Origin of the sequence: Synechococcus sp. MEDNS5 (assembly GCF_014279875.1) — a bacterium.
Classification (GTDB): domain Bacteria; phylum Cyanobacteriota; class Cyanobacteriia; order PCC-6307; family Cyanobiaceae; genus Synechococcus_C.
The window spans coordinates 2,167,278-2,182,410 of sequence record NZ_CP047952.1; the positions used below are offsets into that span (position 1 = coordinate 2,167,278).

At 58.2% G+C, this 15,133-nt stretch carries 15 protein-coding genes; 5 read left to right on the forward strand and 10 right to left on the reverse strand.

The window, feature by feature from the left end:
* Positions 1–28 precede the first annotated feature (28 nt).
* The 4 genes from SynMEDNS5_RS11700 to SynMEDNS5_RS11715 all read left to right on the forward strand — a co-directional run bounded on the left by SynMEDNS5_RS11700 (position 29) and on the right by SynMEDNS5_RS11715 (position 5,981).
* Entirely contained in the window at positions 29–2,041 is a 2,013-nt protein-coding gene (locus tag SynMEDNS5_RS11700; RefSeq protein ID WP_186583523.1) for an NAD(P)H-quinone oxidoreductase subunit 5, read from the forward strand.
* Positions 2,042–2,144: 103 nt separating this feature from the next.
* Complete coding sequence (locus SynMEDNS5_RS11705) at positions 2,145–3,800, forward strand: NAD(P)H-quinone oxidoreductase subunit 4 (protein ID WP_186583524.1); 1,656 nt, start codon at positions 2,145–2,147, stop codon at positions 3,798–3,800.
* A gap of 53 nt (positions 3,801–3,853) precedes the next feature.
* Complete coding sequence (locus SynMEDNS5_RS11710; protein ID WP_186583525.1) at positions 3,854–4,756, forward strand: segregation/condensation protein A; 903 nt, start codon at positions 3,854–3,856, stop codon at positions 4,754–4,756.
* A gap of 46 nt (positions 4,757–4,802) precedes the next feature.
* The gene (locus SynMEDNS5_RS11715; protein WP_186583526.1) at positions 4,803–5,981 is read left to right on the forward strand and encodes an NDP-sugar synthase; all 1,179 of its coding nucleotides are present in this window, start codon (positions 4,803–4,805) and stop codon (positions 5,979–5,981) included.
* Here the strand turns inward: SynMEDNS5_RS11715 and SynMEDNS5_RS11720 are convergent.
* A complete protein-coding gene (locus SynMEDNS5_RS11720; RefSeq protein ID WP_186583527.1) occupies positions 5,962–6,855 on the reverse strand; it encodes a methylenetetrahydrofolate reductase in 894 nt (297 codons plus the stop codon). The two genes, SynMEDNS5_RS11715 and SynMEDNS5_RS11720, sit on opposite strands and share 20 nt — an antisense overlap.
* An 88-nt stretch (positions 6,856–6,943) precedes the next feature.
* On the opposite strand from SynMEDNS5_RS11720, the gene SynMEDNS5_RS11725 reads away from it, so the two are divergent.
* A complete protein-coding gene (locus SynMEDNS5_RS11725) occupies positions 6,944–7,222 on the forward strand; it encodes a helix-turn-helix transcriptional regulator (protein WP_186585996.1) in 279 nt (92 codons plus the stop codon).
* Positions 7,223–7,433: 211 nt separating this feature from the next.
* Here SynMEDNS5_RS11725 and SynMEDNS5_RS11730 read toward each other — a convergent pair whose 3' ends face one another.
* The 9 genes from SynMEDNS5_RS11730 to SynMEDNS5_RS11770 form a co-directional block, all read right to left on the reverse strand.
* Positions 7,434–7,943 (reverse strand): CYTH domain-containing protein, encoded by a 510-nt coding sequence (locus SynMEDNS5_RS11730; protein ID WP_186583528.1) that lies wholly within the window; start codon positions 7,941–7,943, stop codon positions 7,434–7,436.
* Between the two features lie 8 nt (positions 7,944–7,951).
* A complete protein-coding gene (locus SynMEDNS5_RS11735) occupies positions 7,952–8,893 on the reverse strand; it encodes an NAD(+) kinase (protein WP_186583529.1) in 942 nt (313 codons plus the stop codon).
* A 15-nt stretch (positions 8,894–8,908) separates the two neighbouring features.
* Positions 8,909–9,241: an NADH-quinone oxidoreductase subunit NuoK gene (gene nuoK, locus SynMEDNS5_RS11740; RefSeq protein ID WP_011934175.1), complete on the reverse strand. Its 333-nt coding sequence runs from the start codon at positions 9,239–9,241 to the stop codon at positions 8,909–8,911.
* 21 nt (positions 9,242–9,262) lie between these two features.
* Positions 9,263–9,862 carry an NADH-quinone oxidoreductase subunit J gene (locus SynMEDNS5_RS11745; protein WP_006042998.1) on the reverse strand — a complete coding sequence of 200 codons (600 nt, stop codon included), beginning with the start codon at positions 9,860–9,862 and terminating at the stop codon, positions 9,263–9,265.
* Entirely contained in the window at positions 9,859–10,515 is a 657-nt protein-coding gene (gene ndhI, locus SynMEDNS5_RS11750) for an NAD(P)H-quinone oxidoreductase subunit I (RefSeq protein WP_186583530.1), read from the reverse strand. Before ndhI ends, SynMEDNS5_RS11745 begins: the two co-directional genes overlap by 4 nt.
* Positions 10,516–10,596: 81 nt before the next feature.
* Positions 10,597–11,751, reverse strand: coding sequence for an NADH-quinone oxidoreductase subunit NuoH (nuoH, locus tag SynMEDNS5_RS11755; protein ID WP_011934178.1), 1,155 nt, complete (start codon positions 11,749–11,751; stop codon positions 10,597–10,599).
* A 24-nt stretch (positions 11,752–11,775) separates the two neighbouring features.
* Positions 11,776–12,966: a citrate synthase gene (locus SynMEDNS5_RS11760; RefSeq protein ID WP_186583531.1), complete on the reverse strand. Its 1,191-nt coding sequence runs from the start codon at positions 12,964–12,966 to the stop codon at positions 11,776–11,778.
* 25 nt (positions 12,967–12,991) lie between these two features.
* Positions 12,992–13,492: a histidine phosphatase family protein gene (locus SynMEDNS5_RS11765; protein WP_186583532.1), complete on the reverse strand. Its 501-nt coding sequence runs from the start codon at positions 13,490–13,492 to the stop codon at positions 12,992–12,994.
* Positions 13,470–15,101, reverse strand: coding sequence for a DUF3352 domain-containing protein (locus tag SynMEDNS5_RS11770; RefSeq protein ID WP_255440162.1), 1,632 nt, complete (start codon positions 15,099–15,101; stop codon positions 13,470–13,472). Before SynMEDNS5_RS11770 ends, SynMEDNS5_RS11765 begins: the two co-directional genes overlap by 23 nt.
* Between the last annotated feature and the right edge of the window lie 32 nt (positions 15,102–15,133).

Sequence of the window (15,133 nt, forward strand, 5' to 3'; positions counted from 1 at the left end):
TACACTCAACACAACACGTCTTCTCCGGATGCCCTCGGCTGCCGACTCCGCCTGGATGATTCCGGTGCTGCCCCTGATCGGGGCTTTGATCACCGGTCTTGGCCTGATCAGCTTCAACCGCACCATCAATCGACTGCGCAAACCGGTTGCACTGCTGCTGATCAGCTGCGTTGGTGCTGCGGCAGTGATCAGTTATGCCGTTCTCTTCGAGCAGTTGGGAGGGGCTCCGCCCGTTGAGCACCTGTTTATCTGGGCCAGTGCCGGTGATTTCAGCCTGCCGATGGGCTACGTGGTGGATCCTCTTGCCGCTGTGATGCTGGCTCTGGTCACCACCGTGGCTCTGCTGGTGATGATCTACTCCCATGGCTACATGGCGCACGACAAAAGCTATGTGCGCTTTTTCACCTACCTGGCCATCTTCAGCAGCTCGATGCTGGGCCTGGTGGTGAGCCCCAACCTGCTTGAGATTTACGTGTTCTGGGAGCTGGTGGGCATGTCCTCCTACCTGCTGGTTGGTTTCTGGTACGACCGTGATGGCGCGGCCCATGCTGCGCAGAAAGCCTTTGTAGTGAACCGGGTGGGCGACTTCGGCCTTCTCCTGGGCATCCTCGGCTTGTTCTGGGCGACAGGTAGCTTCGGATTCGAAGGCATCGCCGATGGATTATCGGCGGCAGTCAGCAGTGGCGTCGTTCCTGGCTGGGCCGCTCTGGCCCTCTGTCTGTTGGTCTTCATGGGACCGATGGCGAAATCAGCCCAGTTCCCTCTGCATGTGTGGTTGCCTGACGCCATGGAAGGCCCCACGCCAATCTCGGCATTGATTCATGCCGCCACGATGGTGGCTGCCGGTGTGTTCTTGGTTGCCCGACTCGAACCGCTTTACAGCCAATTCCCCAGTGTCGGTTTGTTCATCGCTGTGATCGGAACGCTGACCTGTTTCCTGGGTGCCTCGATTGCCCTGACTCAGATGGATCTGAAAAAAGGTCTGGCTTACAGCACCGTCTCCCAGCTGGGTTACATGATGCTGGCCATGGGTTGCGGTGCACCGGTGGCCGGGATGTTTCACCTGGTCACCCACGCATTCTTCAAGGCCATGCTCTTTTTGGGATCAGGCTCAGTGATCCACGCCATGGAGGATGTGGTGGGGCATGAACCAGTTCTGGCCCAGGACATGCGCCTGATGGGAGGTCTACGCAAAAAAATGCCCATCACGGCCATCACCTTCCTGATCGGCTGCGTAGCCATCAGCGGAATTCCTCCCTTGGCTGGTTTCTGGAGTAAAGACGAAATCCTCGGTCAGGCGTTTCAGACCTTCCCCCTGCTTTGGGTCGTGGGCTTCCTCACCGCAGGCATGACGGCTTTTTACATGTTCCGCCTTTACTTCCTCACATTCGAAGGGCAATTTCGCGGAGACGATGAAACCCTGCAGGCTCGTCTGATGGAAGCCGCAGGCAAATCCGTGGATGCTGAACACCCCCACCATGCAGGGACCCTGCATGAGTCGCCATGGTCGATGACAACGCCGCTCATGGTGCTGGCAGTCCCCTCCATCCTGATTGGCTTGCTGGGCACTCCCTGGAACAGCAGGTTTGCTGCCTTGCTCAACCCGGAGGAAGCTGTAGACATGGCCGAACATTTCAGCTGGGGCGAATTCCTGCCCCTTGCCGGCGCCTCCGTCGCCATCTCGGCTGCTGGAATCACAGTTGCTGTATTGGCCTATGCACTGCAACGGATCGATCTTGGAAATCTGGTGGCGGCCCGCTTCCCAAGCGTGAATGCCTTCCTCGCCAACAAGTGGTACCTCGATGCCATCAACGAGAAGCTTTTTGTACGGGGTAGCCGAAAAATTGCCCGTGAAGTTCTCGAGGTGGATGCCAAGGTCGTGGACGGCGTTGTGAATCTCACAGGCCTGCTAACGCTGGGCAGTGGCGAAGGCCTCAAGTACTTCGAAACGGGCCGGGCTCAGTTCTATGCCCTGATCGTGTTCGGAGGTGTGATCGCCCTGGTGGTCTTGTTCGGTGTGCTGGGTGGACCGATCGCCTGATTTCCAGGTGGAGAATTCGGAGTTGTGTGTGTCAACGCCTATCGACAGGATGCCAGATCACTGAGCATTTCTACACTCCGAACAGTGGTGAATGTGCTGATTCTTGCTGGACTTTGCCGTCAGTGCCCCGTTTGACCCGGCAGCTGATATCGCTGCGGGCATCATCCCCGCCCAGTTCCCCTGGCTGAGCCTCTCAATTCTTTTCCCGATCGTTGGCTCGCTGATCGTTCCCTTCATCCCTGATCAGGGTGATGGGCGTCAGGTGCGTTGGTTCGCCCTCGGAATCGCCCTGACGACGTTTCTGATCACGGTCGCTGCCTACCTCAACGGCTACGACCCCAGCTTCAGTGGCCTTCAGCTTTCGGAGCGGGTGAGCTGGCTTCCGAATCTCGGTCTGACCTGGGCCGTTGGGGCCGATGGCCTGTCCATGCCCCTCATTCTTCTCACCAGCTTCATCACAACCCTGGCTGTGCTGGCCGCATGGCCGGTGACTTTCAAGCCAAAGCTGTTCTTTTTTCTGATACTGGCCATGGACGGAGGGCAGATCGCTGTCTTCGCAGTTCAAGACATGCTGCTGTTCTTTCTGGCGTGGGAACTCGAGCTGCTGCCGGTGTATCTGCTGCTGGCGATCTGGGGTGGAAAGAAGCGCCAATACGCGGCGACCAAATTCATCCTTTACACCGCAGGAAGTTCTCTGTTCATCCTTTTGGCGGCTCTCGCGATGGGCTTCATGGGTGGAGGGACTCCCAGCTTTGAATATTCCGTGCTGGCCCAGAAGGGATTCAGCACAAGTTTTCAGCTTCTCTGTTACGCGGGACTGTTAATCGCTTTCGGCGTCAAGCTACCGATTGTGCCTCTGCACACCTGGCTTCCAGACGCCCATGGTGAAGCCACAGCTCCGGTTCACATGTTGCTGGCAGGGATCCTGCTGAAAATGGGGGGCTACGCCTTGATGCGTTTCAACGCCGAAATGCTTCCGGAAGCCCATGCACAGTTCGCACCGCTGCTGGTGGTCCTCGGGGTGGTCAACATCATTTACGCAGCGCTCACATCTTTCGCCCAGCGAAATCTCAAACGCAAGATTGCTTACAGCTCAATCAGTCACATGGGATTTGTGTTGATCGGCATCGGCAGCTTCAGCGCACTTGGTACCAGCGGGGCCATGCTTCAAATGATCAGCCACGGACTGATCGGCGCCAGCCTGTTCTTTCTTGTGGGCGCCACCTATGACCGCACCCACACCCTGCAGCTCGATGAGATGGGCGGTGTTGGGCAGAAGATGCGCATCATGTTTGCGCTTTGGACCGTTTGCTCCCTTGCGTCTCTGGCTCTTCCCGGGATGAGTGGATTTGTGAGCGAACTGATGATCTTCACCGGATTCGCCACCGATGAGGCTTACACCCTCACGTTCCGGATCGTGATCGACGGTCTGGCGGCAATTGGTGTGATCCTGACGCCGATCTACCTGTTGTCGATGTTGCGGGAGATCTTCTTCGGCAAGGAAAACGTGCAGCTGGCCTCCAACACCAATCTGGTGGATGCAGAGCCTCGTGAGGTTTACATCATCGGCTGCTTGCTTGTGCCGATTATCGGCATCGGTCTTTACCCACGCTTGATGACCGACAGTTACCGCACGGCGATCGAGGCACTCGTGGATCGTGATGTTGCAGCAATGGAAGCCATCAGCCGACCCACCGCGCCGCTGATCAGAAATCCCTCCCTCGCTCCCGCTTTGCTGCAGGCCCCCAAACTTCCTTAGGACTGGCCCATCCCTTCCAGGATCGGTACTTTTCAAGAAGTTGGTGATTGCTGGTGGCAGATGCCGCGCTGAATCCAAATGCTGATTCCGGCGCCAGGCTTGCCATTCGTCTGCTCCAGGATGCTGCGCAACGCGGCGATTTGGACCCCTGGGATGTGGATGTGATCGCGGTGGTTGATGGATTCCTCGACCAGCTCAAGCAGAGGATCGAGGTTCCCAGACGCATGGAGGCGGAGATCGCCAGTAGGGGAGGCAGCTATGAACGTGATCTGGCCGACAGCAGCGAAGCCTTTCTGGCCGCTTCTGTGCTGGTGAGCCTCAAGGCTGAAGTACTGGAAGCCCAGACCTTCCCACCTGAACCAGTGATTGAAGAGGCTTTCGATGCTGATTTTGGAGATCAGGGCTGGCTGGATCCGAGCTTCGACCTCCCCAGACGGCCTGAAAAACATCTCCTGCGCCGCCCCGTAGCGCCTCCACCCCTACGCCGTCCGGTCACCCTGGGAGAGCTGATTGAACAGCTGGAGTCGATTGCTGAGCAGCTCGAGTCGGATGAGCTGGAGATGCGTCGACGACAACGACAGAAACGATTCTCCAATCGCGAAGCGATTGCTCAGGTGGCAGCTCTGGCCCATCGCGAGAAGCTTCCGGAAACCACCGCCGCACTAGGCCTGTTCCTGAACAACTGGGAACAGGCTCTGCAGTGGGTCAACTTCGAAACCCTCGTGGAGCGATGGGGCGACGCCGCGGCACCGGATCTCGACAAAGATCGTGTTGGTGTGTTCTGGGCCCTGCTGTTCCTATCGTCACAGGGCCAAGTCGAGTTAGAGCAATTCGGGGTTCTGCATGGTCCTATTCAGCTCAGACGGCTTCTGGCACCTGGAACCATGGCACAACTGCCCTTGACCAGCATCGACGTGCCAGATGTCGTGCCGGCCAAAGCAGCGATAGCCGCCTAAGCCCCCACTTAAGGTGGCCTTTCGATTCAAAAGCCGTGTAACGCCGATGAAGGCGATGATCCTGGCCGCAGGCAGAGGAACAAGGGTTCAGCCGATCACCCACGTGATCCCCAAACCCATGATTCCGATCCTGCAGAAGCCGGTGATGGAATTCCTGCTCGAACTTCTTAAAGAGCATGGCTTCAAAGAAGTGATGGTGAATGTGTCTCACCTCGCTGAAGAAATCGAGAACTATTTCCGGGATGGGCAGCGCTTCGGCGTTGAAATTGCTTATAGCTTCGAAGGAAGAATCGAAGATGGAGAGTTAATCGGTGATGCCCTCGGCTCAGCAGGCGGTCTGAAAAAAATCCAGGATTTTCAGAGATTTTTCGACGACACCTTTGTGGTGCTCTGCGGCGATGCCCTCATCGATCTTGATCTCACTGAGGCCGTGCGCCGCCACCGTGAGAAAGGAGCGATGGCCAGCTTGATCACCAAAAGAGTCCCGAAAGACCAGGTGAGCAGCTATGGCGTCGTGGTCAGTGATGACGAAGGTCAGATCAAAGCTTTCCAGGAAAAACCGAAGATTGAGGAGGCCCTCAGCGACACGATCAACACCGGGATTTACCTGTTCGAGCCCGAGATCTTCGATCACATTCCATCAGGTCAATCGTTTGATATCGGTTCTGATCTCTTCCCCAAGCTGGTTGAAATTGGGGCCCCCTTCTATGCCTTGCCCATGGACTTCGAATGGGTCGATATTGGGAAGGTCCCCGATTACTGGCAGGCCATCCGCAGCGTGCTTCAGGGCGAAGTGCGTCAGGTGGGCATCCCCGGCAAACAGGTGCGTCCGGGAGTCTTTGCTGGTCTCAACGTCGCAGCCAACTGGGATCGGATCAATGTGCAGGGCCCGGTTTATGTGGGCGGAATGACCCGGATCGAAGACGGAGCCACCTTGATCGGTCCGTCCATGATTGGTCCCAGCTGCCATATCTGCGAAGGTGCCACGATCGACAATTCCATCATTTTTGACTACTCGAGAATTGGTGCCGGCGTGCAGCTGGTGGAGAAACTCGTGTTCGGTCGTTACTGCGTCGGCCGCAACGGTGATCATTTCGACCTTCAGGAAGCTGCGCTCGACTGGCTGATCACGGATGCCCGTCGCCAAGACCTCGTGGAGCCCTCCCCCCAGCAAAAGGCCATGGCCGAACTGCTCGGCACCGATCTCACAGCACCGGCAAGCTGACCCCGGCACGGTCCAGCACCTCAGGAATGCGCTGTTCCGCTTTCACGGCCATCAGATGAACCCCCTGGGCGATTCCTGTGAACTGGCGCACCTGCTCAGCAGCGATGGCGATGCCTTCAACCATCGGATCCTTTGCCTTCTCCAAACGTTCAATCAAATGGTCGGGAATGCACGCACCAGGCACCATGCGATTGATAAATCGGGCATTACGGGCTGACTTGAGCAAAAACACCCCTGCAAGGACTGGCAGCTCAAGGGGATCAGCAAGGTGCCTGCAGAACCTCTCAAGAGCACGAGGATCCATCACCATCTGCGTCTGCACGAATCGGGCACCTGCCTCACGCTTGCGCGCGAGGCGACGCGACAGACCGGACCAGCTCGCGCAATGGGGATCAGCTGCCGTTCCGGCGAACAGATTGGTCGGACCGTCAGCAAGCCTTTCCTTGACGGGATCCTCACCACGATTGAAAGCACTCACCTGCTGCAGAAGCCGAACCGATTCCAGCTCGTGGACCGACCGCACTGACGATTGATCGCCCGCACGCACCGGATCTCCCGTGAGGCAGAGCACATTGCGGATCCCCAGTGCATGGGCCCCCAGCAAGTCACCTTGAAGTGCGATGCGGTTGCGATCGCGTCCAGCCATCTGCAGAACGGGCTCCAAGCCCACATCGAGCAGCAAACGACACACCGCAAGGCTGCACATGCGCATCACCGCCCGGCTGCCATCAGTGACGTTGATGGCGTGAACGCGACCGCGCAAGCACTCAGCCATGGCGATGGTGTGAGCAGGATCCCCTCCTCTCGGCGGCATGACCTCAGCAGTGATCGTGATAGAACCAGCCTCAAGGCTGCGCTGCAGCGCGGAACTCAAACGAAGGAACGCTTCTGAGGGCCACTATGCAAGATCACCCTCTTCTGCGATGCCTAGGATGGAAGCTAGGTTGATCACAACGGTCACTATGACCAGTGGCGAGGGAGCAAACGCAATGAATGTTTCCCTCTCCGCAAGGGAGCTAGAAATCATCGAACTCGTGGCGGTAGGTCTGACGAATCAAGAAATTGCTGAGCGACTGACCATCAGCAAACGCACCGTTGATAATCACGTGAGCAATGTGTTCACCAAAACCGGATCCAAGAACCGGGTGGCCCTGCTCAACTGGGCGATGGATCATGGCAAGATCTGCCGCGATGGATTTAACTGCTGCTCGCTTCCGGAAGCATCAGACGACGCGCCCTGACTGCCAGCGGCAAAGGCACGGGCAAATCGAGCATCGAACAGTGCGTCAGAGAGAGGTCAAAGAGGTCGGCATAGGCGATGCATGCCTCGCGATCGAGACCGATGAATCGCAGTATCCCCTCATGGTCATAGAGGCCGTGCACGGAGGCACCTTCACGTTTCCTGAGAGAAATCTAAAGGAAAGCTGAAGGGGTCTTCAAGGGTGTTTGGACTCATTCAAAGCTGCCCAAGCCGTAGCGAGCTCTGGCCTCCTCAGGCCATGCCGCAATCGGAGCAATAGCCAGGGCCGCATTGCTCCAGCGACTATCACCTGTCACTTCCTGGCCACACCACGAAGGCAGCTCAAGAGGAGCATCATCGCTTTCCAACTCCACCTCAGCGAGAACAAGAGGCGCATTGTCACCCTCAAAGCAATCCACAACCCACTCACCACCGGTGAGTGAGAGGGGGTAACGGGTCTTGATCAGACGATGGGGTGCCAGATCCCAGAGCGCCTCGGCATCGGTGGTTGGAAGGGGATATTCGAACTCATGGCGAGCAATCCCTGAAGCAGGTGCTTTGAGCGTTAACCAAGCCTCGCCATCAGCACGCAAGCGCATCCGCACGGTGACGCCATCCTTGGAAGCCGTCAGATAGCCCTGCTTCAAGTACTCAGGGGCTCCAGCCAACGCACACCAGGCAGAACCGGTCACCAGAAAACGTCGTTCGATCTCTAGGGGCATCAGTGGTTTCAGTTCGGCGACGGCATGCTGTCGATCAAACTGCCCGCCCAATGCAGTTTGCGAGACAAGGTGCGGTAATAGGAAGGATTCTGCTCCAGCTGGACCATCAAGGCGTAATGGGGAGCCCGCTGAATCACACAGCATTCACCAGGTGCCAGCACTTCCCCAGCGGCACCGTCTTTCCAGAGTTTCACCTGGCGGTGGGGATCCCCGAGCGGCCAGATCACCAAACGCGAACGCGGCGGCAGCACAATGGGCCGGCTGGACAGGCTCATCGGACAAATAGCACTGATGATGATGGCATCAATCCCAGGGTGAAGAATGGGACCACCAGCAGCCATGGCATAACCGGTGGACCCGGTGGGTGTGGCCAGGATCAATCCATCACCTCTCACCTGATCCACCACCTCTCCATCGATCTCCAGTTCCAATGTGCACGTTGGAGCAAGATCCTCGCGATAGGGGCGCAGATAGATGTCATTGAGAGCCCAGTGCCTTTCCTCCACGGACGAATCGTCCGGAAGCATTCCAGAGACCGGGCATGTCAGGGCATCAGCCCGATGGACCACGGCCTGAAGCATCATCCGTCGCTCCATGGCGAAATGATCCTCGAGAACCCGGGTCCAGAGCGTCTCGCTATGCAGAAGACCGGGCTCATGGGTCAGAAATCCCAGATGGCCACCAACGTTGAAGCAGAGGATGGGAACATCCAGCACAGCCAGGTGTCTCGCGGCGCCAAGAACAGTGCCATCGCCGCCGAGCACAACGGCCAAATCGGGGAGCTCAGGCTCAGAGGCGAGGAGACCTGGGAAGGGATCGGCCATGAGTCCACTCATGGCGATCGCCACGGAGACACCCAGCGACTCCAGCTGGGATGCACACGCTTTTGCTTCTTTCAGAGCGAGCGGACTATCAGCTCTATAGATCAGCCAAACCCGTTGCAGCTGCATGTTGGGGGCGCTGCCCTACCAGCGCAGAAGGTTGAAACGTTCCATATCCACTGTGACGCGATTGCGATACAGCGACAAAAGAATGGCCAAACCGACTGCAGCCTCGGCCGCAGCCACAGTGATCACGAACACCGAAAACACCTGTCCTCGAATCAACTGTCCATCCACGTAGGAAGAGAACGCCATGAGGTTGATGTTCACCGCATTGAGCATCAACTCGATACTCATGAGCACGCGAACAGCATTACGACTATTGATCAGCCCCCAAACCCCTGTGCAGAACAGAACTGCTGCGACAAGGAGATACGCCTCGAGGGGAACGGAACCGGAAAGCAGCTCAGAAGCCATTGGGAAGAAGGGAAGAGGACATCAGGCGGGTGGCTGATCCACCAGCAAAGGCGTGCGCGCCTTTTCAATCAAACCTTGATCAACAGCTTCACCAGTTCCAGGATCCACTGCCTGAACATCACGCCGGGCCAGCACGATGGCCCCGATCATGGCCATCAGAAGCAGCACGGACGCCAGCTCGAAGGGAAGCAGGTAATCGGTGAAGAGATGCTCACCAATGCGGATCGTTGCCCCTTCGCCGATCGGTTCTGGCCCCTCAGCCCAGGGCGTGGTGAGAACCACACGGGTGAGAAGAACAAACAGGCCTGCACAGACCCCACCTGAGAGAAGACGCCGGACCGCAATCCCAGGGATCGGAGCAAGATCCTCGCGCTTGTTGACCAGCATGATCGCAAACAGGATCAGAACATTGACAGCTCCGACGTAGACCAGCACCTGAGCGGCAGCCACGAAGCTGGCATTGAGAAGCAAGTAGAGGCCAGCGACAGCAAGGAAGACGCCACCCAGCAAGAAAGCCGAATACACAATGTTGCTGAGGAGCACCACACCGAGGGCTCCCAGAACGATGACCGCGCTGAGAACAAGAAAGCTGATCAGCTGCGTTGACGCTGCGATCGTCATTCAGCGCTCCCCTTGCTGTTGGTGGATGATGAGGCTGATTCTCCCTCATCGCCCGCTGCGTCACCAGCGCTCTGTTTCAGTGAAGCCAGAACCTGGTCGGGCCGCTGACCTGCCCGTGGACGGGCTGGGTCGACCCCATGGGGATGGACTTCACCGGCCGGAAGATACGCCAGTTCCCTGAGGGGTTGTACGGCGGGATCAGTGGTCACACTGGTGGGTAAGCGTCCCAAAGCCACGTTGTCGAAGTTGAGGCTGTGGCGATCGAATGCAGCCAGCTCGTACTCCTCGGTCATCGACAGACAGTTGGTGGGGCAGTACTCCACGCAATTGCCGCAAAAAATGCAGACTCCAAAATCAATGGAATAGTTCCGCAACTCTTTTTTCTTGGTCTCCTTGTTCATCACCCAGTCCACCACTGGCAGGTTGATGGGACACACCCGAACACAAACCTCGCAGGCGATGCACTTGTCGAATTCGTAGTGAATCCGTCCGCGGTAGCGCTCTGAAGGAATCAGCTTCTCGTAGGGGTACTGCACCGTCACTGGACGGCGCTTCATGTGATCGAAGGTGACAGCCAGGCCTTGGGTGAGGTTGCGCGCTGCGTCAACGGCGTCGCGGGTGTAGTCACCAACCTGTTTGAGAAAACCGAACATTGGCTGAGATCAGGTAAGGAGCGGACTATCGAGAGGAAACCAGAGCGTCATGATGACGACGACTGAATGAAAGTGGCGTGTTCACCCACCGAAAGCAACGGGGAATGCCAGCTTGAGAGCCGCGGTGACCAGCAGGTTCACCAAAGCCAGGGGAAGCAGAAATTTCCAGCCGAGATCCAAAAGCTGGTCAATGCGCACCCGGGGCGTGGTCCAGCGCAACAGGATGGCGATGAACACCAGCAGGTAGGCCTTCAGCACGGTCATCACGATGCCTGTCGCGCCTGTGATCACCTGAACGAGCGGAGCATCAACAGACTGCCCCAACCAACCGGCGAGCCATTCCACAGGCACCGGAAATCCCCAGCCACCGAGATACAGCACCGAGACCAGGAGAGCCGACAACACAAGGTTGATGTAGCTGCCCAGATAAAACAGGGCGAATTTCATGCCGGCGTATTCGGTCTGATAACCAGCGACCAGTTCCTCCTCAGCTTCAGGGAGGTCGAAGGGCAGTCGTTCACACTCAGCCAGGGCACAGATCCAGAAGATCAGAAAACCCACCGGTTGGCGCCAGATGTTCCAGCTCAGAATTCCAGCTCCTGTCTGCTGGCTGACAATGTCAACAGTGCTGAGAGAATTGCTCATCATCACCACCGCAAGCACCGCAAGGGCGAGCGGGATTTCGTAGCTGATCGACTGGGCTGCAGCCCTGAGTCCACCCAGAAGGGAGTACTTGTTATTGGATGCATAACCACTCATCAGCAGTCCGATGGGCTGAACGCTGCTGAGGGAGATCCACAGAAAGATGCCAACGCCCACATTGCTGATCAGCAGGTTCTGTCCAAAGGGAACGATCAACCAGGACAGGATCACCGGCACCACAACGAGCACGGGGCCAAGCGTGAAGAGAAGCCCATCAGCCCTGGCCGGGATGATGTCTTCTTTCACTAGAAGCTTGAGGCCATCAGCAAGGGGCTGAAGAACGCCAAGGGCTCCGGCGTACTCGGGCCCGATGCGCTGCTGAACAGCGGCAGAGATCTTGCGTTCCAACCAGACCGTGACCAGCACACCAACCACTGCTGCCACAAGCACCAGCAGCATGGGTAACGGCAACCAAATCAATCGGGCCGCTTGATCGGAGAGACCAAAGCCCTCCAGGGTCTGACTGAAGCTCTGTTCGAGATCCAGACCGGGACTGACAAGAGCCGGTGCATTGGTGGCAAAGAAAGTCACCATGAACTGAGGATTGATGAGTGCAACTTAGGTGCTTGCGGAGGGAAGCCGGTCTTCAAGCGGGCTCCACTGACGCATCGAACAGCCCGTATAGATCTGAGAGGGCCGGAAAATGCGGTTGGCGCCGAGCTGTTCCCGCCAGTGGGCAAGCCATCCCGCCACCCGGGCGATGGCAAACACAGGCGTGAACAGATCCCTTGGAATTCCGAGCTTGCGGTAAACCAAGCCGGAGTAGAAGTCCACATTGGGGAAAATCCCTTTCGGACCCAGGCGACGTTCGGCAGCCGCTTCGAGGGCACGAGCCACGTCGTACATCTCGTCGTGGCCGAAGCGGGCAAACAGCTCTTCGGCCAGCGCCTGAAGAATCACGGCACGGGGGTCCTTAACCCGATACTCCCGATGGCCGAAACCCATGACTTTGCGTTTGCTAGCCATGGCCGCGTCAAGGTAATCAGCTGCACGGTCTGCTGTACCGATCTCATCCAGCATGGCCAGCACATCTTCATTGGCCCCTCCATGCAGAGGGCCAGCCAGGGTTCCCACAGCTGAAGCGACCACGGCATAGGGATCGGTCAGCGTGCTGGCCGTCACCCTCGCACTGAACGTGCTGGCGTTCAGGCTGTGTTCCGCATGCAGGATCAGGCAACGGTCAAAGATCCTCGACGCCAGAGGGTCAGGCTCACGCTCCATGAGCATGTAGAGGAAGTTGGCCGAATAGGCCAGGTCATCCCGAGGTTGGATCGGATCCTGTCCTTTGCGGATCAGCTGAAAGGCCGCGACCATCGTGGGGATCTTGGCGATCAACCGCACCACGGCGTCATAGATGTATTGGGGGTCATCGATGGCGCGCCGGGAATAAAACAAGCCAAGCGAGGCCGCACTGGACTGCAGAGCATCCATCGGATGACCATCCGATGGAAAACACTTCATCATGTCGCGCACGCGGAAGCTCACCCTTCGGTGCATCTGCACTTCCTGCTCGAAATCCCTCAACTGCTGCGGGTTGGGCAATTCACCCCAGATCAGCAAGTAGGTGGTTTCCAAGAAACTGCAGTGAGACGCGAGAACATCAACGGGATAACCGCGATAGGAAAGCAGCCCCTTTTGCCCGTCGATGTCGCAGATTGACGACTGCGTTGCAGGAACCCCTTCCAAGCCAGGACGGAACACCAGACCGGTGCGCTCATGACGGATTTCAGCACTCTCGCTCCGACTCACCGTCTCCCCACAACTCAAAAGCAACTTAAACGGAGCTTGGGAGCAGGAGTCGCGGTTTAAGCAAAGCCTGGAGCTCTGCATGTCCGAAGGGATCGATGTGAAGGGCATCCCAGGAGAGATGGCAGAAGCCTGCTTTCCGCAAGCGCAGCCCCCCGGGTGCAGCCCCGATGAGTGCAGCGGCTATTCCGCTCAGATCGGGTTCATGGCCGACCAGGAGACATCGACCGTGAAGGGATCTCACTAAAGGCCTTGGATCACCCCCAGGCGCCAGGGTGGTCTCGATCCTCTTCACCGAAGCCAGACCTACCTGAACGGCCAAGTCGGCAGTCTCCACGGCCCGCCTGTAAGGACTGCAGAGCATCTGGTCGGCTTGATAACCAAGAGCCTTAAGGCGGTAAGCCACAGCAAGCGTGCGCTGCTCTCCGAGCACCGTCAGGGGGCGATCTGGATGGTCCTGCCCATGCTCCCGTTCAGCAGCGATGCCATGACGGAACAAGAAAAGATCAACCGAGACGGAGTCGGGCATGCAGGCGCAGGCTGCTCGCCTCCCCACTCTGACTCGACGTCTGATCTGGCGCTGCGACCAGAGTGAGACTCTGCACCGCAGGGCTCAGTGAACGTCCTCCCAGGCCCTGGAGAAGAATCCATGGACGCCACTGGGCGAGCCCATCCCGACTCGGATCGGCAGCAAGAGCGAGCTGTTGCGTGATCGGCGCCTTGGCCTGACTGCGCAGCTCCTGAAGTTGCTGCTTGAGACCGGTCGAATCGCCCCCAGTTCGACGCTGACGCAGTGCCTCAAGGGTCTGTCCCCACCAGTTCAAGCGAGAATCGTGTTCTAAAGCAACGGCCAGATCCGCCGTCAGCGACTCCTCACCATGGCGACGTTGACGCACCAGCCTGGTCCAGACCTCAAGCGATTGCCCATCGGCATCCAGCGTGGATCCCACGAGGCCATCCTGCTCAAGCTTGCTGCTCACGGCCTCCGATGGTGGTGAATCCGCGCGGGTCCCGAGAAGCCAACCCGCCTCACCCTTTTGGAGAAGCAGTGGGCCGGAGTCGAGAGCAACAACGGCCGCTGCTCCTTCCGCAGAGGCGGAGTCCAACGTCCGTTGCAGAACTGGAGCAATCCACTGCGCCAAGGGATTGCGGCTGTCGGGATTGATCAATGCCTGGGGCGCTGACAGCAGAGCTAGCGCCTGGGCATCCCCCCCTGCACCGGCAAGAAGTGCCTCAGCATCTGGACGTCCATCCGCCTCAGGAATCACCTCATCGCGAAAGCGAACCAAAGCACTTAGGTCAAGATCCGTCCCATGGGTGACCAGGCCAGCCACCAAACCGGAGAGATCACCACGGTCTGCGATCGCAGCCGGAACACCCAGCCAGCGCTTCATTGCGGCCGGACTTGCCGTAAGAAACGCCACACCCGAACCGAGTGATTTCAAATCGTTGGCAAGGTCTTCGTCACCTTGAAGGTGCAAACTTTCGAGCTGCGACACATCCAGGGCCTGCTCCAACACCCCTCGACCTGACGCCAAGAGCAGCAGGTCATCGTCGATCAGTGCCGTGGCAATCGGCTGGGGATCACGACCCAACAGGGCACCCCGACCACTGATCACGCCCATGCCCCGATACCGGGTGATCTGCAAGTCAGTCCCTGCCAGGCTGCGAGTTTGCCAAAAACGCTGCAGAAAACGTCTGGCTCCGTCGTCGTCCTGACTGGAGAGGGCCAGAACCCACCCCAAACCGCCCTGATCGCCAGCTTTGGAGCTGCTGTCATTCAGCACAGCAAAACTGACCTGCGGGCCGATCCAGTCCACCAGCTCGTCGTTGAAATTCAGCCCTGCCAAGGCGAACGCGCCATCACGGAGCTGGCGGGTGCTTTCATTCACGGCCTGCCTCTGACGCACCGGAGCGACAGCTCGGGCATAGGCCGGGATTCGAGACGGATCCACCAACCAATTCAAGGTGAGTTCAGCATCGCGGGGCATGAACCGTGCCGCCCGACTGAGTTCCAGCGGGCGATCAACGATCCGTAGCGGACTCTGTCTGGCCATCGCCCACCACACGCCAAGGGCAAGGGTGAGGAGCACCATGGCCGATGTGACAAGAGCGAGCAGGAACGAACGCCCCTTCATGGACAAGCGGTGAAGGACATCAGAGTCATCTT

Coding starts and splice junctions, on each gene's coding strand:
- SynMEDNS5_RS11735 (WP_186583529.1), bottom strand. CDS start 8,893: ATGCAGCTGCAACGGGTTTGGCTGATCTATAGAGCTGATAGTCCGCTC.
- SynMEDNS5_RS11725 (WP_186585996.1), top strand. CDS start 6,944: ATGACCAGTGGCGAGGGAGCAAACGCAATGAATGTTTCCCTCTCCGCA.
- nuoH (WP_011934178.1), bottom strand. CDS start 11,751: ATGGTGACTTTCTTTGCCACCAATGCACCGGCTCTTGTCAGTCCCGGT.
- SynMEDNS5_RS11730 (WP_186583528.1), bottom strand. CDS start 7,943: ATGCCCCTAGAGATCGAACGACGTTTTCTGGTGACCGGTTCTGCCTGG.
- SynMEDNS5_RS11745 (WP_006042998.1), bottom strand. CDS start 9,862: ATGACGATCGCAGCGTCAACGCAGCTGATCAGCTTTCTTGTTCTCAGC.
- SynMEDNS5_RS11770 (WP_255440162.1), bottom strand. CDS start 15,101: ATGAAGGGGCGTTCGTTCCTGCTCGCTCTTGTCACATCGGCCATGGTG.
- SynMEDNS5_RS11715 (WP_186583526.1), top strand. CDS start 4,803: ATGAAGGCGATGATCCTGGCCGCAGGCAGAGGAACAAGGGTTCAGCCG.
- ndhI (WP_186583530.1), bottom strand. CDS start 10,515: ATGTTCGGTTTTCTCAAACAGGTTGGTGACTACACCCGCGACGCCGTT.
- nuoK (WP_011934175.1), bottom strand. CDS start 9,241: ATGGCTTCTGAGCTGCTTTCCGGTTCCGTTCCCCTCGAGGCGTATCTC.
- SynMEDNS5_RS11765 (WP_186583532.1), bottom strand. CDS start 13,492: ATGCCCGACTCCGTCTCGGTTGATCTTTTCTTGTTCCGTCATGGCATC.
- SynMEDNS5_RS11700 (WP_186583523.1), top strand. CDS start 29: ATGCCCTCGGCTGCCGACTCCGCCTGGATGATTCCGGTGCTGCCCCTG.